The organism is Variovorax sp. J22G73 (genome assembly GCF_030317035.1).
GTDB lineage: Bacteria > Pseudomonadota > Gammaproteobacteria > Burkholderiales > Burkholderiaceae_C > Variovorax.
This window is the reverse complement of sequence record NZ_JASZYK010000013.1, coordinates 145312-167878: the sequence shown is the minus strand read 5'-3', so window position 1 is coordinate 167878 and position 22567 is coordinate 145312. Positions and strand designations below refer to the sequence as shown.

Sequence of the window (22567 nt, the reverse complement as noted above, 5' to 3'; positions counted from 1 at the left end):
TGCAGAAGGATCCCACGCTGGTGGCGGCCGTTCTTTTGCGCGACCATACCCGGCACCGCGACGACGCCACCGTCGTCGTGATCCGCCAAAAGGAATAACCGATGAACAGCATCCTGGTTGACGACCGTGAAGATGCGCTGGCTCAGAGCCGGCGCGAGGTCGACGAACTGCGCGCGGAACTCGAGGAGACCAATCGCGGCGTGGTGGCGCTGTACGCCGAGCTCGACGCCCAGGCCGCACAGCTGAGGAAGGCCACCGAGCTCAAGAGCCGCTTCCTGGCCTACATGAGCCACGAGTTCCGCACGCCCATCAGCGCCATTCGCAGCATCACACGCCTGCTCAGCGACCGCGTGGACGGACCGCTCACGCCCGAACAGGAAAAGCAGGTCGGCTTCATCAACACCACCGCCACCGAGCTGGCCGAGATGGTCGACGACCTGCTCGACCTGGCCAAGATCGAAGCCGGCCGGGTCGACATCTCGCCGGCCTGGTTCGAGATGGTCGACCTGTTTTCCGCGCTGCGTGGCATGTTCCGACCGGTCCTCTGCAACCCGACCACCGCGCTGATCTTCGAGGAGCCGGAGGGGCTGCCGAAGCTTTACACCGACGACCGCAAGCTCTCGCAGATCTTGCGCAACTTCATTTCCAACGCGCTCAAGTTCACGCCGCATGGCGAAGTGCGGGTGACCGCGGCGCGCGTGGGCGAGGACGCGGTGCGGTTCTCGGTGTCAGACACCGGCATCGGCATTGCCCCCGAACACCACGCGGCCGTCTTCGACGATTTCTCGCAGGTCGACTCGCCGGTGCAAAAGCGCCTGCGCGGCACCGGCCTGGGTCTGTCGCTGTGCCGGCAGCTGGCCCTGCTGCTGGGCGGGCGAGTGGAGTTGGCAAGCGAATTGGGCAAAGGCTCCGTTTTCTCCGTGACCTTGCCGGTCCACCACCAACCCGTGGACCCGGTTCAGCCGGAAGGACATGTCATCCGAGCCGCTGATCAACACGTCGATTGATCGGGGGCGCCACACGGTGCTTGTGGTGAACGACAACCCACGACGCGATACACCAAAACCCGCGTGATTCGCGCCGCAGGTTTCGAAACGTGCGAGGCTGGCACCGGCGGCAAGGCGCTGGTGCTCGACGTGCACCTGCCCGACTTCAGCGGCTTCGAGGTGTGCCGCGAGCTGCGCATCAAGCCTTCGACCGCCACGCTGCCCGTGGTGCACCTGTCGGCCACCTTCGTGCGCAACGAGGACAAGGTGGCCGGCCTGAACGCCGGCGCCGACGCCTACCTGGTGCACCCGGTGGAGCCGCCGGTGCTCATCGCCACGCTGCAGGCGCTGATTCGCGCGCGCATGGCCGGGGAAAAGCAGCGCAACAGCGAAGCGCGCTTTCGCGCCATCTACGACCAGGCGCCCACCGGCATGGCGCTGATCGACACCGAGGGCCGTTTCGCCGACGTGAACCCCGCCATGGTCGCCATGCTGGGCCAGTCGCGCGACGCCCTCATCGGCCAGCCCGTGAGCGCCTTCGCGCCCGAGGAGTGGATGGCCTTCGTGAAGGCGCACACGGCGGGCGACCTGGGCACGGGCGCGTCTGCTTCGGGCGTGGCGGGAACGGCTGGTACACCGGTCACGCTGGGCCAAGCCGTCCCCCCGAGCGCGCCCTGGAAGGGCGAGTTCCCGCTGCTGCGCCAGGACGGCTCGTGGATCCGGCTCGAATGGACCATGTCCGCGCAGATCGAGCCGGGCCTGCGCGTGGGCATTGCGCTGGACGTGTCCGAGCGCTTCGAGCTCGAGGGGCGCCGGCGCGAGGTGCTCGAGCGCGAGCAGGCCGCGCGCGCCGCCGCCGAGCACCTGAGCTGCACCAAGGACAACTTCGTGGCCATGCTGTCGCAATTTTTTTCATTCAGCAGATGCCATCGAAAAAGTGCGCCGAGCGGACATTACTGCGTGTTCTCAAGGATGGGCGACTCCGCCGGCCGAAACCGACTGGACTCTGGACGTCAACGTCAGCTGACCTTCCCCGACGCAGCGCGCCCGCAGACCGCATCAGCGTTGAAGCGGTACTTGAAGTCGACTGCTGACCCGCAGCCCATGCAGGATGTGCTCCGTAGGGTGGGCACAAGAGCGTGATGCATTTTTCCGACTGCCATGTCCCGTGGACCGCGCAGTGTGTAGTCGCGCAGCACGCAGCGCTGTGCCAAGAGGCTCGCGCTCACCTCCTACAGAGTCCAGGGCCGTCCGCGCCCTTCGATGTTGCGAAAAGCACGTGACATTGTTTCGGCTTGTTCAAGAAATCGGCACATTAAAAGGAGACCCCCCTATGACCTCAAGCCTGTCGCGCTTCGCGATTCTTTCTGCCTCAGCTCTAATTGGGATGAGTGCCTTCGCGCAGACCACGGCGCCAACAACCTCCGCTCCAGCAGCCGTTGGCACATCGCCCCAAAACGCAGCCGAAGCCAACCAGAAGGCAGTGCCAAGGTCAGACACCGGCACGCTGGTGCGCACGTCCCCGTCGGTCGCTGATAAGGCGCGGCAAGCCGCTTCTTCTTCAACGGCACGGCCCATCGATGCAAGTGCGCCGCCTACTTCTGAAGCCAACTCGCGTAGCTTGAGCCGACCTGCGCGTGCCGATCGCAACTGACCCTCAGCCTCAAACACCGTTTCGTCCCTAAGACAACTGGAATTAACATGAATACTCCCATCATTCCCGCTAGCACCACTGCCAACCCCACCGACAGCTCAGGTCGCCTAGTCACCGGACTTTTTCCCGATCGCGCAAGCGCAGAAGCTGCCTACGGGGCTGCGCACGACCGTGGCTACTCGAAGGACGACCTGAACCTCGTCATGTCTGACGAGACGCGCGAGCGCCACTTCGCTGGTACCACTGCTGGCAAGGAAACCGAACTTGGGAATAAGGCTGCAGAGGGCGCGGGGATCGGTGGCGCAATCGGCGGCACTGTCGGCGCCATCGTCGCCGCCATTGCTGCGGTTGGCACAAGCCTCGCACTGCCTGGCTTGGGCATCGTGATTGCCGGCCCACTCGCTGCAGCACTTGCCGGGGCGGGTGCGGGCGCTGCAGGTGGAGGCCTCATTGGTGCGCTCGTGGGTTGGAACATGCCCGAGGAGCGCGTGAAGGAATATGAAGAAGGCATCAAGAAAGGCGGCATTTTGATGGGCCTGCGTGCGAAGAACGACGACGACGCTGCCCATCTTGAAACAAACTGGAAGACTCGCGGCGAAAGCGTCTACCGCTGAGCCGGGGGCGCTGCGAGCACTAATTTGCTCGTGGGGAATTTGGCTTAGCCAAATCACGTGAATTTGCCCGGCCCAGTGCCGGGCTTTTTTTCTAAAGTTGCCGTTGCAATGATGGGCTTCGTCCTACTTGGATGTCCGGTTGATGCCGTCCAATGTGCAGATCCCACATGAGAAACAGGAGTTTCCAAATGACAACCACCCGTTCTACGCTTGATGCATGCGCTTTACTCGATGCTGATCATCGAAGAGTGAAGGCGATGTTCAAGGACGTCGAGGCGCTCACGAAACCCCGCCCCGCCAGCACGAGCCAGAGAAAGCGTGACCTGGCTGACCAAATCTGCCTCGAGCTCACCGTGCACGCTCAGATCGGTCAGGCTGCTGACGTGGACGACAAATCCGATCCGAAGGTCACGCTGTTGGGCGAGTACATCGACCATCACATAAAAGAAGAACGGGCCGAGATTTTTGTGAAGGCCCGTGCGGCCCGCAAACTTGATCTCGTGGGCATGCGTGAGACACTCGCTGCCCGCAAAGAAGAACTCGTGGCCGACCCCGCGGTCGCGGTCGCGGTCGCCTGAAGACGTATCTGCGCTCCGGCGCAGATCAGGTGCTACTCCATGAACTACGCTGTACTCCCTTACCCGTACGAAGGGTCGTCGACCGGCCGCAGCGCTTCGCCTTCGGCCGCAATGCTACTTGCCGAAGGTCGCGCCGTCTTCGAGTTCGGTGCGGGCTTGGCGCTTTGGCCGTTGCTGCAGCTCGCGCCTCAAGGCGATGGTCACCCCGTGCTCGTCTTGCCAGGATTCCTCGCAGGAAATGCCTCTACCCTGGTATTGCGACGTTATTTGCGCAGCGTGGGCTACGACGCGCAGGGATGGAGACTGGGTGTGAATCTGGGCTACCGCCAGAAACTGATATCCGGGATGCTTGCTCAACTCGAGGAGCTTTCGCGGGATAGCCAGCGCAAAGTCAGCATCGTGGGATGGAGCCTGGGTGGTGTATACGCCCGACTGCTGGCAGCGCGCCATCCGGAGTTGGTCCGTAGCGTGATTACGCTTGGCAGCCCGATCAGCGGTGGCCCGGATGCCTCGAACGCGAAAGGCATCTATCAAACCCTTAATGGACGTCGCATGGCCGATTCCAGTGTGAAGAAACTTGTTGCGCAGTCGCTCGAAATGCCAGCCACCTCGATCTACAGTCGATCAGACGGAGTTGTGTTCTGGCGCGCCAGTGTCATCCCTGTGAGATCCAAATCAGAAAACATCGAGGTTCACGGCACCCACATCGGGTTGGGTGGTAATCCTGCAGTGCTCTACGCCGCTGCAGATCGTCTCTCGCAGCCTGAAGGTGCATGGGCTCCTTTCCGGGGCAGTGGTCTGGCCGCCATAGCCTTCCCTGACCCTGCGAGGCCAGCGTGAATGGTGCGCCCAAAGCAGGATATTTGAGTTCGATTCAGGCGGGCGCACGGTCGCTGACTGCAGCATCACCATGCATGGCCTTGTCAACGCCGGTCGACACGAAACGGGGCAAAGGGCTTCGTTCACCAAGAGATGATCAAAGTCGAATCTCTGCGCGTGAGTAAGAGCGCTGCGCCGAAATATGAAGTGCAGCACTTCGGCCCCATCGTGCCGTCGAGCTTCGCACCTCGGCCACTCTAAACTCTCAACATCCACGGCCGGTTTGGCAAACTGCCGCATACAAGCCGTCCTGCTTAACCTTTGGCAGGCGACGAATGTTGAGCGCTGCAAGACAGACCGGCAAGGCGATGAGAGCATAAGCCAACGTCTGTACGCCCCACACCGTCCAAACAACATTGCTTAGGAGGAACATCCCAAAACCGGTGTTCCGACGTCTCTCGTTGATCGACGCGACAAGCCAGTCCGCCAGCAGGGACAGCGCAAACGCAACCCATTGAATCACGTTGTGCGCTTCGCCCATTTGGTTTCCATGCAAATTTCCCGGCTGACGTTACAGCGGGTTGTTGGAGCGACACGGACGCTTTCGCATGGCGACGCTGCTGCGCCCTGCTCCATTTGAAAGGGGCAGGCTCATTCCATCAGCCCGTGCTTGACAGCGTAGTAAGTGAGATCGCTATTGCTCGTCAAAGCCAACTTTCGCATCAAGCTCGTCCGGTGCGCGGAAATGGTTTTATAAGAGAGATCCAGACTACGTCCCACGGCTCCCACCGTTTCCCCGCGCCCCAATCGTAAAAAGATCTGAAACTCCCGCGAGGTCAAAGCGTCATGCAGTTGTGGATGCTGCTCCTCGCACAGGTGAAATGGGAGCATGGAGGTCATGTCCACGCTCCAATAGCGCTTGCCACTTCCCACTGCCCGGATGGCCTTGATCATGTCCTCTGGAGCCGTATCCTTACCTAGGAAGCCTGCGGCCCCGAGCCGAAGCAATGCAAGGGCATATCGGTCTTCCGGCAACCCCGAGAAAATTAAGACCGACAGGTCAGGAAATTGGGTACGAAGGCTCCCTAGGGCGTCCAAGCCAGTTTTTTTGGGCATTGCAAGATCCATGAGCAGAACATCCATCTGCACGCGCCGCGCGAGGTCCATGACTTCTCGTCCATCGGCCGCTTCCCCGACCACCTCGACGTCTGTCAACCCGGAGAGCAATTCCCTCAGACCCTTACGCACGATCGCATGATCATCCGCAATGCCGACCCTTAGGCGAGAGCCGCCCAGCTGCGGGGTGGGAAGCAGTGTTGAGCGCCTTTGCTTTTCAACCAAGCCTGCAGTCGCTTTCTCAGGGGCGTCGCGGATGACGCCTTTTGATGTCAGCTCCGGCGTAGAAAGAACAGTGCGCATACGTCAGATGTACTGCGGTTGATGACCCGTGTTCGTAGGCGGATGGCGCAGCCGCAAGTTTTATCAGCAGAGCTCATGACTCGACGCGTTCACCGCGGCTTGATCACCCGAACGCAGGAGGTCCGACATAAACAGCATCTGCGCATGGGAGAGCCCGGGCGGAATTACTGACGGCCCGATGTTGGCCCCGGGGACCCGCATGTTCGGCCTCCCCGCCCGAGTAGCCGCCATACAGGCGCGAGTAGCCGAACATGCTGGCACCCGAGTGCAGATTTTTCTTGTTGAAGATAGCGCTGCACCCGGGGTTAGCGTTTCGCATGTGGCGAATAACGTCTTCTTGCAGAAGAAGCACTGGCCGCACGCGATGGTGAAGGACACCACCACGCGGTCGCCTTTGCTCAGGCCCGTCGCGCCCCTCTTCCACGATATCCCTGAATTCGTGGCCGAGGATGTCGCCCGATTCCATGTCTGGGATCTTGCGGTAGATGTGCGGGTCGGAGCAGCAGATGGCGGTGGACGTCACGCACAGGATGATGTGGTCATCCTGTTCCAGCGCCGGCTCGGGCCGGCTGGCTCCTTGAAGGGTCTGGCGTTGAGAGGAAAGGTCGGAAGAAAATTTGCGGCGCCACAAGCCGGGTTGTAGGAGCAGGAGCCTTCGACACGCGAATAACTGCCCGTATGCCGAACCGGGGCAGCCGAAGGCGAGGCAGTACAGGCGGGCCGCTTCTGATGCTCTCCTACGAGATGGCCCGCCAACCGCCCACGCGGCGCCGCCGAGCCTCGCCGAAAGGTGCGGAACCGGTCGGACTTCGACCGGCATCGCGGAAGCATCAACACCTCCGCTCTTCGATCCCCACAGGAGACCAGCATGAACAAGACATCCACCCTCATCGCCGCACTGGCGCTCGCCGCATCCGGCGCCGCCTTGGCCCAGGGCACGCCGCCCAACACGTCGTCGCCGAACCCCGCCACCGCTGCCGGCACGCAGAACCCGACTGGCGGCCCCATGGGCACCACCGGCACGACGCCGCAGAACAACGCCGGCTCAGGCATGAGCGGCGGCAGCCAAGGCTCCGGCAACTCGGGCATGAGCAGTTCGGGCAACACGGGAAGCACCGGCAGCACCAACGACACCAACGCCATGGCCTCCACCCGGTCGATGCGCCCGGCGCGTGCCGATCGCAACTGACCGGCACGCGATGAGCCGAAGCGCGTCCATGTGCGCCCGCGCTGCATGGTGCACTGCTCTGGCAGCTGTGCTGGCGGCGCCCTTGGCCAGCGGCGCGGCGCAGGGCGACGCGCAGCGCCTTGCCCTCGCCGCAGTGGCTGCCAACGACAACCGGTCGAGGCCGTTCGCGGTCGTCGACAAGCAATTGGCACGTGTGTTCGTCTTCCAGGGCGACGGTGCGCTGTTGGGTTCGTCGCCGGTGCTGCTGGGACTGGCACCCGGCGACACGTCGGTGCCGGGCATCGGTGACCGAAAGATGTCAGAGATTCGGCCCGACGAGCGCACCACGCCGGCGGGCCGCTTCGCCAGCGAGCCCGGGCGCAACCTGTCGGGTGAGGACATTGTGTGGGTCGACTACGACGCAGCAGTGTCGATGCACCGCGTGCGCCCCAACGTGAAGGCCGAGCGTCGGCTGGAGCGCCTTGCCACGCCAACGCCCGACGACAACCGGATCACCTTCGGCTGCATCAACGTGCCAGCGGCTTTTTATGATGCCTATGTAAAGCCAGCGTTGGGCAATCGACAGGGGGTGGTCTATGTGCTGCCCGAGGTGACCAAGGCGAACAAGTCGCTGTTCGACCTTCTCTGATCGCAGCGGTGGCGGGCCAAAAAAACAGTGTCCTCGCTGCTGAAGAGAACCACCACTCACGCTCCAGAAACCGGAACAGCCTCCGCCTTGCGTCAAACAGTCTCAGAAGAGCGCAAACCAATCGGTATCGCACTGGCCGCCGGCATCTTGCTCTTTCGCCATCGTGCCCGAGTGGAATCAGTGGGTTGCATCGAGGGTAGTGGCCGCGTGCACACCCGGGCGGACTGTCGTAGCCGATCAACATGCCTTTTGCCTGCGAACACGATGGCTTGCGAAGCGCTCGGGAAGCTGCCAGCACTCGCGCCCCGGCGGCTCCCGGTCCTACGCGCAGCAACAGCGCAAACTACAGGCTGCACCCACCGTCTTCACGTCTTCTCCCTTACCTCTCCCTCTCCCTCTCGCTTCCGGTACATACCTCTTTCATGCGCGCGCCCTCTTCATGACACCTCCACCGTCCGATGTCACCGGTCCGCCTGCCCCTAAACCCGCCCACGGCCTTCGCACGGCAAGGCGCTGCCTAGGTGCCTGTATCGCCGGCGGCGGATTGCTGGTGCTGCTCGCCGAAGGCCTGCAGCTCGCGCGTTCGGGTTCCACCGTCGGCGCCGCGCTTACCGGGGGGTGCATCGCCGCGCTGGCCACCGCGCTGGGCACGCTGCCGGTGCTGCTGTCGCAGCAGTTTTCGCAGCGCGCCTACGACAGCATGCTGGGTTTCGGTGCGGGCGTGATGCTGGCCGCCAGCTCGTTCTCGCTGGTCATTCCGGCGCTGGCCGCGGCGAAGGCGCAGGGCGCCGGCGCCTGGGGCAGCGGCGCGCTGGTGGGCGCGGGGGTGCTGGTGGGCGCGATGGCGCTGCTGTTCATCGACCGAGTCGTGCCGCACGAGCATTTCGTCAAGGGGCTGGAAGGCCCACAGGCGCGCGCGCTCAAGCGCGTATGGCTCTTCGTGCTGGCGATCGTACTGCACAACCTGCCGGAGGGGCTGGCCATCGGCGTCGCGTTCGCGGGCACCGACCCAGTCGGCGCCGCCGCGCTGACCACCGGCATTTCGATCCAGGACGTGCCCGAGGGCCTGGTGGTGGCACTGGCGCTGCGCAGCGTGGGCTACGGCAAGCTGGCTGCGGTGGGGCTGGGGGTGCTGTCGGGGCTGGTGGAACCTATGGCCGCGGTGCTGGGCGCCGCGGTGATCGGTCTGACCGCCGCGATGCTGCCCTGGGGTCTCGCCATGGCGGCGGGTGCGATGCTGTTCGTGATCAGCCACGAGATCATTCCCGAGTCGCACCGCAAGGGCCACGAGGCCTACGCCACCACGGGCCTGATGCTGGGCTTCGTGCTGATGATGCTGCTGGACACCGCGCTGGGTTGAGCCGGCAAGGCGCCGCCAAAAAAGCGCCGGGCTGCGCGAACCCGGCGGCTCCTGGCGCTTATTTCTTGGCGATGCTGGTGTCCAGGGCCCGCGCGTGCTTCAGGTGCCCTTGCACCACCGGCAGCATCTTGCCAGCCAGCGCCTTCAGGTCGGCGTCCTTGGCGTCGGCCTGCGTCTTCTTCAGCAGCTTCTCGGTGGCTTCGTGGTCGCCCACGCCGGCCTGCTTCACATAGCGGCTGGCGAAGGTGTTGCCCGAAAGGGCCTTGAGCTCCAACTCCACGGCCTTGTGCTTGACGCTCGGGCTGTCCGGCAGGTCGGTGCCCTTGGCCGATGCCAGCGTCTTCACGTCGGCCAGGCCCTTTGAGTGGTCGTCGACCATCATCTGGGCAAACTTCTTGATCTCGCCGTTCGAGCTTTTTTCCAGCGCGATCTTGCCGGTTTCGATTTCCGCGATGTTGGCCTCGGCGATGTCCTTGAGCATCGAGGCGTCGGCCGACGCGAGCTTGTCAGCGGCCCAGGCGGAAGGGAACGACATCAGCGAAGCGACGACGGCAAAGGATGCCGCGAGTTGGCGGGGGGGTCGGGTCATGTAAGTACTCCAGTTGATCGAGGCCTGGAGACTGCACAGCGTACGTGGCCGGCCATGTAGGAGAACACTCCGTACGACGCACCATCAATTCTCTGGGCCGCACCGCACAGCAACGAATGAAGCAGGCACGCGGATTGCCGGAAAAGGGGCTCTTCTCCTTTCACTTTCCACCCTTTTAAGCAGGCAGCACGCATGAGAAAAAAGATCCCCCCCCGCGAACTACGTGCGGCCGAGTACTTCAAGTTTCTCGAACTCCTTTCGCACCGGCAAATGCCCGTGGTCTGCTCCGCGCCCGAAGACATTCACCGCGTATTGGCGCTGCGCAGCGCGGCCCTCGTCGAAGCGCAGATGGAACCGACCGAACTACTGCGCACCGGCGAGCGGCGCATCGCGCACGCAGTGGTCACCGCCATTACCGTGGAAGGCCGCAACTCGCTCGCCCGCAATGCCCGCACTGCACAAGCCACCTGGCGTTCGCCGCCGGCCTCGCCTGTCCAGCGGGCATGACAGTCCACGCCGCAAACTCACAGGGCGCCGATGGCCGCCTTGAGCTCGTCGATCGAGGCAGGCTTGGGCACGTGGGCGTCGAACCCGGCCTCTAATGCACGGCGCGCGTCGACGCGCCGACCGAAGCCCGACATGGCGATGGCGCGAAGCTCGCGCGTATGTTCGAGTCGCCGCACCTCAGCGATCAATTCGAACCCGTCCATTCCAGGCATGCCAAGGTCAGACACCAGCAGGTCGTAGGGAGGCTGCGCCTGCAGCATCTCCAGCGCCTCCTTGCCGCCGGAGGCGGTGTCGACGATGGCGCCTTCCAGCCTCAGCACTTCCGCGAACGGCGTGAGCGCGTCGGCATAGTCGTCCACCGCTAGCACGCGCCATCCGTTCAGATCCACGCCGGCCGGTTGCGACTCGGGCTGCGTCCTTTCGTCGGTGCCGACCTGCGGCAGCCACACACTGAACTCGGCACCGTACCCCTCGCCCTGAGAAAGCGCCTGCACACGGCCGCCATGGGCCGCAGCCAGCTCGTGCACCAGCGCCAGCCCGATGCCCAGGCCGCCGTTGGGCCGTGCCGCGCCGTGGGCGGCCTGGTTGAACATGCCGAACACGTGCGGCAAGAAATCCGCCGCGATGCCACAGCCGGTGTCGGTAACCGTGAGCCGCGCGAAACCGTTCTCGCCGGTGACGCTCACAGTGATCCGCCCCCCATCGGGGGTGAACTTCGCGGCGTTAGTTAACAGGTTCCAGGCAATCTGTTCCACGCGCACGCGGTCGCCGTCGCACGCGACATCAGACTCGCATTGCACGACCAGTTCGATGTTCTTGCCGGACACGTTCGCCATCGCGGCGGCCGCCGCCGTCTGCACGAGTTCACCCAGGTTCAGCGCCACGCGATTCAGGCGCAGCTTGCCAGTGCGAACGCGAGACAGGTCCAGCAAGTCGTTAATGATGCGCGACTGGCTGCTCACGGCCCGACGTATCGCGTCGCCCAGTCGGTGCACCGACGGGTTCTGCACGGCCACCGGCAGTCGCATCAGCAGCTCAGCGTTCATCTGGATCAGGTTGAGCGGCTGTTTCAGCTCGTGCGACATCACGGCAAGAAAGCGGTCTTTCAGCTCATTGGCCATCTGCGCGTTGAGGCTGGCTTTTTTCTCCTTGTTGAGCCGGTGCTCTTGGGCCAGTTCCTGCCGCTTGGTGCCCGTCATATCGCGCGCGATCTTGGCGAATCCGCCGCCCTCGCCTTCTTCGAGGGGCGTGGTCACGCCGCTGCAGTAAAGGCGGCTGCCGTCCTTGCGCAGGTGCCAACGCTCGTCCTCGGCGCGGCCTTTGAGCGCGGCCGTTCGCAGCTCCTTGTCCGAAACGCCGTGGGCCTGGTCCTCTGGCGTGAAGATCGTCGCAATCGGGCGTTGCAGCATTTCTTCCTCGCTGTAGCCGAAGATGCGCTGGGCGCCCAGGTTCCAGCTGGTAATGAGGCCGGCCACATCGGTGGTGATGATCGCGAAGTCGCGCGTGGTGGCGGCCACCCGGCGCAGGCGCTCTTCCCCGGCGCGCACCCGCTCTTCGGCCGCGCGCAGGTCGGTGATGTCGAAAAAGTTGAGGATCGCGCCTTCGATCTTGTCGTCCGCCGTGCGGTAGGGAAGGATGCGCGCGGCGTAATGACGACCGTCGGCGCCGCTCACTTGCCGCTCGATGGTGCGCAAGTTCTTGAAGGCCGATTCGGTGTCGGCCGCCAATTCGGGGTAGTCCAGTTGGCTGGTGATGTCGAAAAGCGAGCGGCCTAGGTCGGTGGGAATCAGGTTGAACAGGGTCGCAGCCTGCGGCGTGTAGCGCTTGACATCCATGCCGCGGTTGACGAACACGGTGGCGATCTCTGACGACGAAATCAGGTTCTGCAGGTCGTCGTTGATGTTGCCGCGCTCCTCCACCTTCACCTTGAGCTCGTAGTTCACCGTCACGAGCTCTTCGTTCATCGACTGGAGCTCTTCCTTGCTGGTCTCCAACTCCTCGGTGGCCGAGCGCAGTTCTTCGTTGATGGCCTGCAGTTCCTCGTTCGAGGCCCTCAGCTCCTCGGTGGAGGTCTCGGCATGCTCTACAGTGTCCTGAAGATGCAGCTTGAGCTGGCGGATCTCGTCTTCGAGCTGCCCGACCAGCAGCATGGGCGCCGGCTCGCCAGGGTCGCCCGCGTGTGTTGGCATGCGCCCCTCCACCTCGTCGAAGACCACCAGGAGGAGCCCCGACTGCCCCGCATGCGGCGGTAATGGCCGCACGATGATGTTCAGCAGTATCTGGCTGCCGTCTTCCTCGCTTTGCAGAATGCGCTTTTCCACGCTGCGCGAAGACTGCGCGGCCTTGAACAGTGCGGTGCGCAGCTCCAGGCGCACGTCGGGCCGCACATTGTTGAGAAGGTTGTTCGAGGGCTCGCCACCCGCGCGCTCCAGGAACCGCCCGACCCCGTTGGACAGGTGCAGCACTTCGTGCTGCGCGTTGATTAACACGCTGGGCGGGGCAAATTGCTCGATGGCGCGCTGATGCATCTCAGCGGTGGCGGGCGCGTCGCTCGCGCGGCGCGGCGCGCCGAGCGGCGCAGGTGACAGCGCGCTGTAGTCGGCGCTGAGCCCCGGCTCATTCATCAGCGGCAACTGGCGTGCAGGGGGATAGCCTGGGTTCGCGCGAAAGATGCGTTGCTTCTTGTCGACCGCAGTGAACAGGTTGCTCACCGCATCGGTGGATTCCGATGTTCCCATGAACAGGTAGCCGCCGCCGTCCAGCGCAATGCGAAACATCTCCAGCACATGCGTCTGCGCGGCCCGGTCCAAGTAGATCAGCAGGTTGCGGCAGCACACGAGGTCCAGCCGCGAGAACGGCGGGTCGCGCAGCAGGTTGTGCGAGGCAAACAGCACCGGTTCCCGCACCACCGTAGCCACCCGGTACTGCCCCTGCTCCTTCACGAAAAACTGACGCAGCCGCGAAGGCGTCACGTCTTCCGCGATGCCTTGGGGGTAGACGCCCTTGCGCGCCGTGACGATGGCGCGCTCGTCGATGTCGGTGGCGAACACTTGAATTTCGAGCTGCTTGGAAAGCAAGTCGGCCTGCTCCCGCAGCAGCATGCTGACCGAGTACGCTTCTTCGCCGGTGGCGCAGCCAGCCACCCACACACGCAAGCGTTCCCCAGGCTGCTTGGCCTCGATGATCCGGCGGATGGCCTCGCTCTCCAGCGATCCGAAGGCTTCGCGGTCGCGAAAGAAGCTTGTCACGCTGATCAGCATGTCCTGCAGCAACAAGGGCGCCTCCGCCGGGTGCTCGCGCAGGTAGTTGCGGTAGGCGGTCAAGTCGGTGAGCCGGTTGACCTGCAGCCTGCGTTCAATGCGGCGCAGCACGGTCGCGCGTTTGTAGTGGCGGAAATCGTGCTTGGTGTAAGCGCGCAGATACGACATCACGTCCTGCAGCGCGGCTTCGGCTTCTTCCGACTCCATCGGGCCCGACGGGTCGGAAGAAAAAGGGCCCGAGGCTTCCGCGGCGGGCAACTGGATGTGGCGCGCGGTGCGCCATATCTCCACCAACCGATGGGGCATGCCGGCGGCGGGCAGCACAAAGTCGACCACGCCGGTGGCGATGGCCGCGCGCGGCATGCCGTCGTGCTCAGCGTCTTCGGGCGCCTCCGCCATCGAAATACCGCCATGTTCCTTCACGCTGGTGAGCCCGACCGCGCCGTCGCTGCCGGTGCCCGACATCACGATGCAGACCGCGCGCTCCTCATGTACTTCGGCCATGGTGCGGAAGAACACGTCGATGGCGATGTGGCGCCCGGCGACGCGCTCGCTGGGTGTCACCCGGAGGTGACCGTCGTTCATGGTGAGCTCCACGCCAGGGGGAATCACATACACATGGTTGGCTTCGACCGGCACCGCCTCCGTCACCTGCCGCACGGGCATGCTGGTGGCGCGCTGCAGGATTTCAGCAGCGTTGCTCTTGTGCGTGGGCGACAGGTGCAGGATCACCACGAAGGCGATGCCTTCGTTTGCGGGCATCTGCTCGAAGAAACGGATCGCCGATTTCAAGCCCCCGGCCGAGCCCCCGATGCCGACCACCGGAAACCTCAGGTGGCTGCGTACCAGAGGAGACGCCACGGGCTCGGCAGGCGATGCAGCGGCGGGTTTTTGAGGGAGCATGGAATCTCGTTGGCAGGAAGGAGCGGGGCGCCGGATTACAGCCACTCGGCTGCACAGATCTGCAATTTTGCGCTCGTTCACCATGTGCCGCCCCGTACGCGACGCCGCGATGACGTGGTCCTTGTCTGACGCACGAACGCGCCTGCCTCGCGCGCCCGACGCTCGCGAGCGCCCGACGTGCAGCACGACAGGCCCCAAGAACTTCTCTGCACCGCCCCTCATCGCATGGGTGGAGCGCGCGGGGCGCCGCTGCATCACCATGCCGGGCGACATCCGCGAGGAGGCGCAGTGCCGGCGCTTAGTCGACAGCGCCTTCGGCCGGCTCGACGTGCTGGAGGACAAAGCGGCCTTCCAGATGAGACACAAGTCGCTCGACGACCTCACGGCAGATGAGTTCGACCGCTCACCGACTTCTACGTCAACTTCTTCGTCAGCAAAGGCCCCGGCCCCCTGCATGAGCCGGGCTCGTCGATCATCAGGACGGCTTCGGTCCGTGCCGACAAGCCCAATGCCACGCTGATGGCCTATGTCGCCACCAAGGGCACCATTCAGAACCTTTCGGGCGGGATGGCGCAGTTGCTTTCGCAAAGGGCATTCGCATGAACTGCGTGGCGCCGGGCCCGTTCTGGACGCCGCTCGTTCCCTCGACACTGCCGCCCGAGAAAGTCACGGAATTCGGCAAGCAAACGCCCATGCAGCGCCCAGGCCAGCCGGCCGAGCTGCAGGTGGTGTATGCAATGCTCGCGTCCGAACAGGCAAGCTACGCCTCGGGCGCGACGATTCTGGTGACGGGCGGTGTGCCCTTCATCTGAGCGGGGCGGGCAGCACGCGCGCCGCGGCGCCGGCGCTCCGTCGGCGTCGCCGTCGCCGTCGCCGTCGCCGTCGTTGTTAGAGCAAGTGGCCCGGTCCATGAACGTGGTGGCTCCGAGCATGAGACGCTCCAGGCCGTCGTCGAGGCCTGACTCGTTCAGCGCCACGAGCACGCAGCGGCGCTCTCCCTGGCACAGCACATCGGCCCGGCGCTTGCAGGAGCCGTTCGCGGTACTGCCGTTCGATCAGGCACTTCCAGCGTGGCCTCGGGTGGTCTTGCTCGGAGGCGCACTTTGCGGCCACCCGGCAAGACTTGCGGCAAATACGGAACCTGCGCCGCAGGCCTGCTGCATTCTCGCGGGCCACCGGCGGGCACACCGCGTGCAGGTGGTATCCACCTTCGCAGCCGGTCCCGCCATGAATCCACTCCTGCCTCCTCGTGCCGCCTCGCGGCTGGACCACTGCATACACAGTGCGCGCAACGCGCTGGCCGCCCTTTCCACCGCCAGCGAGTTGCTGGAGCGCGATGCGTCCACCAAGGCCGTGCTGCACGAGGCCGGCGCGGTGGTAGCGCGGCAGGCGCACGCGCTGACCGAGTTCATGGGCGAGCTCATGGCCCACGCGCGTCAGGGGAGCGCCCAGACCGGGCGCGCTCTCGTGGTGTCGGACGACCTGTGCCTGCTTGCACGCCTAGTCGGCCTGCTGTCTCATGCCGGCTACCGCATCGATCTGGCGCTGAGCACCGTGGCGGGCTACGAGGCGCTGGTGCGCGAGCGGCCCGACGTGGCGGTGATTGACCTGCGCACCTCGGCCGGGGAAGCGCGCTCGCTGGCGCGGCTGGCGCGCGGCGCGGGATTCGACCGGCGGTTGATCGCCGTTGAGGCTGCCAACGCTCCGCGGCGTGAATGTCTTGGCGAAGCCAATGGCTTCGACGCCGTACTGGAGCGCCTGTTCGACCCGAAGGCGCTGCGTGCGGCTGTCGCCGCGGCACCCGCGGGCGGGCGGCGAGCCCGGACCACTGCCGCTTTTGCGTCGTAGGGAGTGCTGGCCGCGCCGGCGTGCCGCTTGGCGCGAATGCAACCTGCGCCATGCGTGCGTCCCGGCGCACTTTCACATCGTTTACAACCCGCCCACTCAGTAGCTTTGCCATGTTCTCCCACAACAAGCGACTTCTATACACCGTGCGCGTGAGCGAGTCCAACCCTGGCCGTGCCAATCTTTTGCTCGAGCCGTTCCGCGGCCAGCAGGGCGAGCTCGCCGCGGCGTGCCGCTATTTCACCCAGGCCGTCGGAGAGGACAACGCGGGCCGCTAGGACACGCTGTTCGACATCGCCACGCGCTGAATAGCCACAACATCGGATGAGCGCGACGTCAGCACGGCCGCCGCGCCATGCGTTCAAACGTCGTAGCTCGACGGGCTCGGGGACTTCACAGCGAGCCGGCGCATGACGATGGCCGCCGCGACAATGTCCTCGGCCTCGTTCTCGCACAGCGCGGCGCGGGCCGGATCGCGTGCGCGATGCAGGCAGGCAAGCCGGCGCAGCAGAGCCTCTTTCTCCTGCAGGGCGCGCAATGCGCTCCACAGCGCGGCGTCGGTCGCCTGCTCCTGCGTGGCAGCAAGGCTGCGCAGGCTGAAGGCGTGGCCGGTATGGCAGCGATAGCGCACCGGGTGTTTATCTTCGAGCTCGAACAGCACGCCACCGCAGTCGGGGCAGCTGAAAGTCGACGGCGTGGCAATCCGCTTCAAGGTCTGCATGGCCCCCTCCCCTTCGCCCACGGCGTGTTCGCCGCGCAGCGCGTCGGAGGGCGCCGGCCCGCCCTGGCCGCCGGCTGCGTCGTGCGTTTCGTTGGCCAGCGCCAACGCCAGCAGCAAGGCCGCCATGTCCGCCATCGGTACCACATGGTCGGCCCGCACCACCGCCAGCGCAGCGCGCGGCATGCTCGGCTCGAACGCATCGTCCGGGTCCTGCACCACGGCCGTGCCGCCGCAGTCCTTGATGGCGCGCAGGCCGGCGCTGCCGTCGTCCAGCATGCCCGTGAGCACCACGCCGATGGCGCCCACGCCCAGTTCGAGCGCCGCCGAGCGAAACAGCGGGTCGATGGCCGGGCGGGCGTGGTGCTCCTTGGGCCCGCGCACCACCCGAATGAGGCCGCCTTCGAGCAGCATGTGGTGGTCGGGCGGCGCAACGTGGATGCTGCCCGCGGCCGGAAGGTCGCCGTCGCGCGCTTCCACGGCGAAATTGGGGCCGCGGGCGTTCATCAGCAGCGCGATCTCGCTGCGGTGGGCGCCGATGTGCTGCACGAAGAACATCGGCACCGGAAAATTCGCCCGCAATGCCGCCGCGAGTTCGAGGATCGCGAACACGCCACCTGCGGAGGCACCGATGAAGACTGCACGCCGCAGCGGCCCGCCCGGGGTCTGGAAGTTGTTCTGGAATGTCATTTCACCCTTTGCTGGCAAACGGCGTGCCTTGGCCGGCTGGCTGCATGGCATTACCTTCCGGAGTCGCTTGCCGGGCGCTTGCCCGCCTCATGCGCCCTCAGCAGGCGCTGCAGGTCGGCCGCCGTCACCGGCTTGGCCACGTGCTCGTCGAAGCCCGCCGCCAGCGCGGCGGCGCGGTCGGCCGGCTGGCCCCAGCCGGTGGCCGCGATCAGCACGATGTCGCGGCCCCACGGCTCGGCGCGGATTCGGCGCGCCACCTCGTGGCCGTCGAGCCCCGGCATGCCAATGTCGAGCACCGCCGCATCGGGGTGCTGCTCGCGCGCCAGCCGCAGCGCGTCGATGCCGTTGTGCACCGTCTCCACGCTGAAGCCCGCCAGGGTGAGCATCTGCCCCATGCCCCAGAGCGCGTCGACGTTGTCGTCGGCCAGCAGCAGGCGTTGCGGCACCTGCGGCAGTGCCGGTGCGAGCCGCTCCACAGCCAGGGCGGGCGCGGCGGGCGCGGCAAACGCGGCGGGTGCGAACGCCGACGCATGGCCGTGTGCCCTGGCACAGGGAACGCGCACGGTGAAGCGGCAGCCCCGCCCCAGGCCCGGGCTCTGGCCACTGACGGTGCCGCCGTGCATCTCGACGATGCTGCGCGCCAGCGCAAGGCCGATGCCCAGGCCGCCCGCGGCGCGCTCGTGCCCGTGCGCGCTCTGCACGAACATCTCGAACATGGTCTCGATGGTGTCGGCGTCCATGCCGATGCCGTCGTCCGTCACCTCGAACACGGCATCGCGCGCGTCGGCGTGCAGCGACAGCACGATGCGGCCCTGCGCGGGGGTGTACTTGGCTGCGTTAGATAGCAGGTTCGACAGCACCTGCGTCAGCCGGGTTGGGTCGGCGTCCAGCGCGATTTCTTCTTCGGCCAGGTCCAGTTCCAGCACGTGGCGGCCGTGCTCGATCAGCGGGCGCACCGCCTCGAGCGCCGCCTCGACCACCGCCAGCGCGCTGGTGCGCTCGGGCTTGATCGCCAGCCGCCCCTGGCGCAGGGTCGACACGTCGAGCAGGTCGTTGAGCATGACCTTTATGGCCAGGGCCTGGCGGCGGATCACGCGCGCCGCGCGCGCCTGGTCGGGCATGGCCAGTTGCTCGGGCGCCAGCACTTCGGACGAGGCGCTGATGGAGGCAAGCGGGTTGCGCAGCTCGTGCGACAGCACCGCCAAGAAGCGGTCCTTGGCCGCATCGGCGGTTTCCAGTGCGCGCCGGGCGGCCTCGTTGGCACGCAGCACTTCGAGCAGTTCCGCGCGCCCCGCTTCGAGCTCCTGCTGCGCGGCGCGCTGCTCGCTCTGGTCGCGCAGCACCTTCACCAGCCCAACCACCGCGCCCTGGCCGTCGTGCATGGGCATCAGTGCGCCGCTGGCCCAGAAGCGCGAGCCGTCCTTGCGCTGGTGTACCCGCTCGTCGGCCGCCCGGCCCTGGGCCAGCGCCGTGCGCTGCTCGTGACCAGGCGCATCGGCGGCGCGGTCTTCCGGCGTGAAGATCAGGTCGCCCGGGTGGCCCAGGATCTCCTGCTCGCTGTAGCCCAGCAGCCGCTCGGCGCCGGCGTTCCAGCTGGTCACGCGGCGCGCCAAATCGAGCGAGAAGATCGCGTACTCCACCGCGTTTTCCAGCACCATGCGCATGCGCTCCTTGCTCTCGCGCAGCGCGTCCTCGGCGAACTTGCGCTTGCTCACGTCGGTGCACACCACGAGCGCGGCGTGCGGCTGGCCGCTGTCGTCGGTGAGCACGGTCGCGCTCTTGTGCAGCCAGATGACCGAACCGTCCTTGCGCACGCTGCGCGACTCGGCCTGAAACGGTTCGCCGTACGCCGCCAGCGCGCTGAACAGCGCCTGCATGTGCGCCAGATCCGCCGAATGCACCATGTCGAGCGCGCGCAGGCCCACCACTTCGTCGGCCCGGTAGCCCATGAGCGCGCAGTACCTGGGGTTCGCAAAGGTGATCTCGCCGTCCAGGCGCAGCTGCGCCACGCCCACGGACGCCTGGGTGACGATGGCGCTGAAACGCTCCTGCGACTGGCGCAACTGCTCCTGCTCGGCCTTGCGCTCGGTGATGTCCACGAAGGTGATCGCCACGCCGGCAATCACGTCCTCAATGGTGCGGTAGGGCCGCATGCGCGCCAGGAACCAGCTGCCTTTGGCATCGCCCACCTCGCGCTCGGTGGGCCGCAGCTCGCGCAGCACCGCGCGCGCGTCTTCGGCGAGCTCGGGGTAGTCCAGCCCGTTGACCAGGTCCGACAGCGGCCGCCCGGTGTCGCCCGCCATCAGGTTGAAGATCACCGCCGCGCTGGGCGTGAAGCGCATCACGCGCAGCTGGCGGTCGAGGAACACGGTCGCAATGGACGTCGCGTCCATCAGGTTGAGGATGTCGCTGTTGGCGTGGCCCAGGTCGTCCACCTTGCTTTTCAGCTCCTGGTTGACGGTGATCATCTCTTCGTTGATCGATTGCAGTTCCTCGCGGCTGGTGTCCAGCTCTTCGGCCGCCGCATGCAACTCTTCGTTCATGGCGTGCAGCTCCTCGTTGCCCGCCTTCAGTTCCTCGGTCGACACCTCGTACTGCTCCACCGTCTGGCGAAGGCGGGCCTTCAGGCGGTCGACCTCGCGCTCCAGGTGCTCGGAAACGGGTTCGGGCTGGAGCCGAGGCCGCACGACAATGGCGTCGTCCGGCGCAGCGCGCGCGGCGTCCGGGGTGTCGCTCGCGGCCGCGCCGCCCACGTCGGTGTGGCGCAACAGCACCAGAAAGCCGCTGCCGAAGCCTTGCACCGGCTGCACGCCGATCGCCACCTCCCACTCGCCGCGCGCATGGCGCACCCGCACCGGCGCCACCTCCACCGGCTCGTTGCGCTCGCGCGCGTGGTGCAGCGCCGTCTGAAGCTCTGCCTTCAGGTCGGGCACTATTGCGCGCAGCACGTTGCGCGTGGGTTCACCGCCGTCGAAGTACAGCAAGCCGGTGGCCGCGGGCGAAATGTGCAGCATCTCGTTGTCGGCATCCACCAGGATCGAAGGCGGCGCGAGTTGGTCGATCAGCAGGAGGTGCATCTCGGCCCAGGTCATCGTGCGCCCCCCACGCAAGGTGGGCAGCGTGGGCAGCGCCGTGGCGGGTGCGGCAGGCCCAGCCACCGCAGCGTGCGGAATCAGGGCAAGTGCGGGCCGCGCATCGGGCACGCGCGGCCCACTGGGCGCCCTGTGCGGCGCGGGCACGCTCGCGCGCGGCACGCGGCGGTGCACGTAGATGCGATGGGCCTTGTCCGCCACGGAGAACAGCGCCTGCTGCCCGCCCGCAGACTCCGACACCCCCAGAAACAGCGGCGCGCCGGGCTGCAGGGCGAAGTGCAGCGTCTGCAGCACGTGCGCCTGCGCGCTGCGGCTCATGTAAATGAGCAGGTTGCGGCAGCTCGCCAGGTCGATGCGCGAGAACGGCGAGTCGCGCAGCACATCGTGCACCGCGAACAGCACCATCTCGCGCAATTCGCGTCGCACGCGCCAGCCGCGCGGGTCGCGCACGAAGAACTGCCGGATGCGCTCTTCACTCAGATCGGCCTCGGCCGCGAGCGGATAGACACCGTTGCGCGCCGTGCGCACGGCGTCCTCGTCGAGGTCGGTGGCAAAGACCTGGATCGCGGGCGGGTGCGCGAGCGTGCGAGCGTACTCGCTCAGCAGCATCGCGATGGAATACGCCTCCTCGCCGGTGGCGCAGGCCACCACCCACACGCGCACGGCGTCCTGCGGGCCCTTGTCGCGGAACAAAGCGGGCACGCGCGCTTCGAGCGCGGCAAAGCTGTCGGCATCGCGGAAGAAGTTGGTCACGCTGATGAGCATGTCGTGCACCAGCGCGCCGGCCTCGCCCGGCCGCGTGCGCAGGCAATCGAGGTAGGCGCGCAGGTCGTGCGTGCCATTGACCTGCATGCGCCGGCCGATGCGCCGCAGCACCGTGGCGCGCTTGTAGTCGTCGAAGTCGCGCCCGGTGCGCTCGCGCACGAAGTCCAGCACGTCGCGCAACGCCGCTTCGCCGTCATTGCCGTCATCGCCGTTGCGGCCGGTGGGCCTGCCGGCCTCTTCCGCCTGCTCGGGCGGCAGGCGCAACTGCGCCTCGATGCGGTAGTACCCGGCAATGCGCTCGCCCATCTCGCGCGGCGGCAACACCCAGTCGACCATCCCGGTGGCGATGGCTGCATTCACCATGCCGCCTTCGGCCGTTTCGCCCGGCTCCTGGGCGATGGTGAGGCCGCCGCGCTCCTTCAGGCGCCGAATGCCGAGCGCGCCGTCGCCGCCCGCCCCCGACAGCACCACGGCCGTGCCGTGCGGGCCGTGCGAATCCGCGAGCGTGCGCAGGAACAGGTCGGCCGGCAGGTGGCGCGCACGGCCGGGCGGGTCGCCGAGCGCGACGAAATTGCCGCTCAGGCGCGGCGACATGCCGGGCGGCAGCACATGCACGGTGTCGGCGGCCAGGCGCTGCCGCCCAGTGACCGGCACCACGTGCATGTGCGTCCACACCCTTAGCTGCTCGACCAGGGCCTCCAGGCGCATGGTCGGCAAGTTCAACACCACCACAAAGGCCATGCCCGAGCGTTCCGCCGCGCCTTCGAGAAACGCGCGCAGCGATTCCAGCCCACCCGCCGCGCCAGCCAGGCCAACGACGGGCAGCAGCGCATAGCCGAACGACGGCACTGCGTCGTCCAGCTCGCCTTCCGCGTCTTGTTCAGCCCGGTCGGGCGTGGATTCGTTCAATGCGTACCCCTTGTGGTGGCGCAACCCCGGGGGCCGTCCCTG

At 66.2% G+C, this 22567-nt stretch carries 17 protein-coding genes and 2 pseudogenes; 13 read left to right on the top strand and 6 right to left on the bottom strand.

The genetic code is table 11. The annotated features are described in order from the left end of the window. Positions 1–101: 101 nt before the first annotated feature. From QTI51_RS32540 to QTI51_RS32520, 5 genes and pseudogenes are all read left to right on the top strand, one after another. On the top strand, positions 102–1007 hold the full coding sequence (locus QTI51_RS32540) for a sensor histidine kinase (RefSeq protein WP_286517407.1): 906 nt from the start codon (positions 102–104) through the stop codon (positions 1005–1007). Beyond that, positions 973–1889: pseudogene (locus QTI51_RS32535) on the top strand (PAS domain S-box protein); the annotation flags it as partial. The gene QTI51_RS32540 and the pseudogene QTI51_RS32535, both read left to right, overlap by 35 nt. Positions 1890–2687: 798 nt before the next feature. Next, a complete protein-coding gene (locus QTI51_RS32530) occupies positions 2688–3254 on the top strand; it encodes a hypothetical protein (protein WP_286517405.1) in 567 nt (188 codons plus the stop codon). 188 nt (positions 3255–3442) lie between these two features. Continuing rightward, the gene (locus QTI51_RS32525) at positions 3443–3832 is read left to right on the top strand and encodes a hemerythrin domain-containing protein (protein ID WP_286517404.1); all 390 of its coding nucleotides are present in this window, start codon (positions 3443–3445) and stop codon (positions 3830–3832) included. 39 nt (positions 3833–3871) lie between these two features. Then, a complete protein-coding gene (locus QTI51_RS32520) occupies positions 3872–4672 on the top strand; it encodes an esterase/lipase family protein (protein ID WP_286517403.1) in 801 nt (266 codons plus the stop codon). Positions 4673–4916: 244 nt separating this feature from the next. Here the strand turns inward: QTI51_RS32520 and QTI51_RS32515 are convergent, their stop codons facing one another. Continuing rightward, on the bottom strand, positions 4917–5192 hold the full coding sequence (locus QTI51_RS32515) for a hypothetical protein (RefSeq protein WP_286517402.1): 276 nt from the start codon (positions 5190–5192) through the stop codon (positions 4917–4919). A 110-nt stretch (positions 5193–5302) separates the two neighbouring features. Beyond that, the gene (locus QTI51_RS32510; protein WP_286517401.1) at positions 5303–6070 is read right to left on the bottom strand and encodes a response regulator; all 768 of its coding nucleotides are present in this window, start codon (positions 6068–6070) and stop codon (positions 5303–5305) included. A gap of 265 nt (positions 6071–6335) precedes the next feature. Here QTI51_RS32510 and QTI51_RS39025 point away from each other — a divergent pair, with 265 nt between their 5' ends. The 4 genes from QTI51_RS39025 (at position 6336) to QTI51_RS32490 (ending at position 9247) form a co-directional block, all read left to right on the top strand. Then, entirely contained in the window at positions 6336–6713 is a 378-nt protein-coding gene (locus QTI51_RS39025) for a hypothetical protein (RefSeq protein ID WP_353506569.1), read from the top strand. 225 nt (positions 6714–6938) lie between these two features. Continuing rightward, entirely contained in the window at positions 6939–7259 is a 321-nt protein-coding gene (locus tag QTI51_RS32500) for a proteophosphoglycan ppg4 (RefSeq protein ID WP_286517400.1), read from the top strand. An 82-nt stretch (positions 7260–7341) separates the two neighbouring features. After that, on the top strand, positions 7342–7887 hold the full coding sequence (locus tag QTI51_RS32495; RefSeq protein WP_503011564.1) for a L,D-transpeptidase: 546 nt from the start codon (positions 7342–7344) through the stop codon (positions 7885–7887). A 439-nt stretch (positions 7888–8326) separates the two neighbouring features. Beyond that, positions 8327–9247 carry a ZIP family metal transporter gene (locus QTI51_RS32490; RefSeq protein ID WP_503011563.1) on the top strand — a complete coding sequence of 307 codons (921 nt, stop codon included), beginning with the start codon at positions 8327–8329 and terminating at the stop codon, positions 9245–9247. Positions 9248–9305: 58 nt separating this feature from the next. On the opposite strand, the gene QTI51_RS32485 is transcribed toward QTI51_RS32490, so the two are convergent. Then, a complete protein-coding gene (locus QTI51_RS32485) occupies positions 9306–9836 on the bottom strand; it encodes a DUF4142 domain-containing protein (protein ID WP_286517397.1) in 531 nt (176 codons plus the stop codon). A gap of 192 nt (positions 9837–10028) precedes the next feature. Here QTI51_RS32485 and QTI51_RS32480 point away from each other — a divergent pair, with 192 nt between their 5' ends. Next, positions 10029–10343, top strand: coding sequence for a hypothetical protein (locus QTI51_RS32480; RefSeq protein ID WP_286517396.1), 315 nt, complete (start codon positions 10029–10031; stop codon positions 10341–10343). Between the two features lie 17 nt (positions 10344–10360). Here QTI51_RS32480 and QTI51_RS32475 read toward each other — a convergent pair whose 3' ends face one another. Then, positions 10361–14425 (bottom strand): CheR family methyltransferase, encoded by a 4065-nt coding sequence (locus QTI51_RS32475; protein WP_353506566.1) that lies wholly within the window; start codon positions 14423–14425, stop codon positions 10361–10363. 680 nt (positions 14426–15105) lie between these two features. Between QTI51_RS32475 and QTI51_RS32470 the strand changes: the two genes are divergently transcribed. The 3 genes and pseudogenes from QTI51_RS32470 to QTI51_RS32460 form a co-directional block, all read left to right on the top strand. Continuing rightward, entirely contained in the window at positions 15106–15318 is a 213-nt protein-coding gene (locus tag QTI51_RS32470; protein WP_286517395.1) for an SDR family oxidoreductase, read from the top strand. 415 nt (positions 15319–15733) lie between these two features. Then, the gene (locus tag QTI51_RS32465) at positions 15734–16354 is read left to right on the top strand and encodes a response regulator transcription factor (RefSeq protein WP_286517394.1); all 621 of its coding nucleotides are present in this window, start codon (positions 15734–15736) and stop codon (positions 16352–16354) included. Between the two features lie 110 nt (positions 16355–16464). Then, positions 16465–16626, top strand: a pseudogene (locus QTI51_RS32460) (manganese catalase family protein); the annotation flags it as partial. Between the two features lie 86 nt (positions 16627–16712). On the opposite strand, the gene QTI51_RS32455 reads toward QTI51_RS32460, so the two are convergent. Next, the gene (locus QTI51_RS32455) at positions 16713–17759 is read right to left on the bottom strand and encodes a chemotaxis protein CheB (protein ID WP_286517393.1); all 1047 of its coding nucleotides are present in this window, start codon (positions 17757–17759) and stop codon (positions 16713–16715) included. 50 nt (positions 17760–17809) lie between these two features. Continuing rightward, entirely contained in the window at positions 17810–22525 is a 4716-nt protein-coding gene (locus tag QTI51_RS32450; RefSeq protein ID WP_286517392.1) for a PAS domain S-box protein, read from the bottom strand. Positions 22526–22567: the final 42 nt, after the last annotated feature.

Coding starts and splice junctions, on each gene's coding strand:
- QTI51_RS32455 (WP_286517393.1), bottom strand. CDS start 17,759: ATGACATTCCAGAACAACTTCCAGACCCCGGGCGGGCCGCTGCGGCGT.
- QTI51_RS32515 (WP_286517402.1), bottom strand. CDS start 5,192: ATGGGCGAAGCGCACAACGTGATTCAATGGGTTGCGTTTGCGCTGTCC.
- QTI51_RS32525 (WP_286517404.1), top strand. CDS start 3,443: ATGACAACCACCCGTTCTACGCTTGATGCATGCGCTTTACTCGATGCT.
- QTI51_RS32510 (WP_286517401.1), bottom strand. CDS start 6,070: ATGCGCACTGTTCTTTCTACGCCGGAGCTGACATCAAAAGGCGTCATC.
- QTI51_RS32480 (WP_286517396.1), top strand. CDS start 10,029: ATGAGAAAAAAGATCCCCCCCCGCGAACTACGTGCGGCCGAGTACTTC.
- QTI51_RS32540 (WP_286517407.1), top strand. CDS start 102: ATGAACAGCATCCTGGTTGACGACCGTGAAGATGCGCTGGCTCAGAGC.
- QTI51_RS32470 (WP_286517395.1), top strand. CDS start 15,106: ATGAACTGCGTGGCGCCGGGCCCGTTCTGGACGCCGCTCGTTCCCTCG.
- QTI51_RS32500 (WP_286517400.1), top strand. CDS start 6,939: ATGAACAAGACATCCACCCTCATCGCCGCACTGGCGCTCGCCGCATCC.
- QTI51_RS32485 (WP_286517397.1), bottom strand. CDS start 9,836: ATGACCCGACCCCCCCGCCAACTCGCGGCATCCTTTGCCGTCGTCGCT.
- QTI51_RS32465 (WP_286517394.1), top strand. CDS start 15,734: ATGAATCCACTCCTGCCTCCTCGTGCCGCCTCGCGGCTGGACCACTGC.
- QTI51_RS32490 (WP_503011563.1), top strand. CDS start 8,327: ATGACACCTCCACCGTCCGATGTCACCGGTCCGCCTGCCCCTAAACCC.
- QTI51_RS32520 (WP_286517403.1), top strand. CDS start 3,872: ATGAACTACGCTGTACTCCCTTACCCGTACGAAGGGTCGTCGACCGGC.
- QTI51_RS32530 (WP_286517405.1), top strand. CDS start 2,688: ATGAATACTCCCATCATTCCCGCTAGCACCACTGCCAACCCCACCGAC.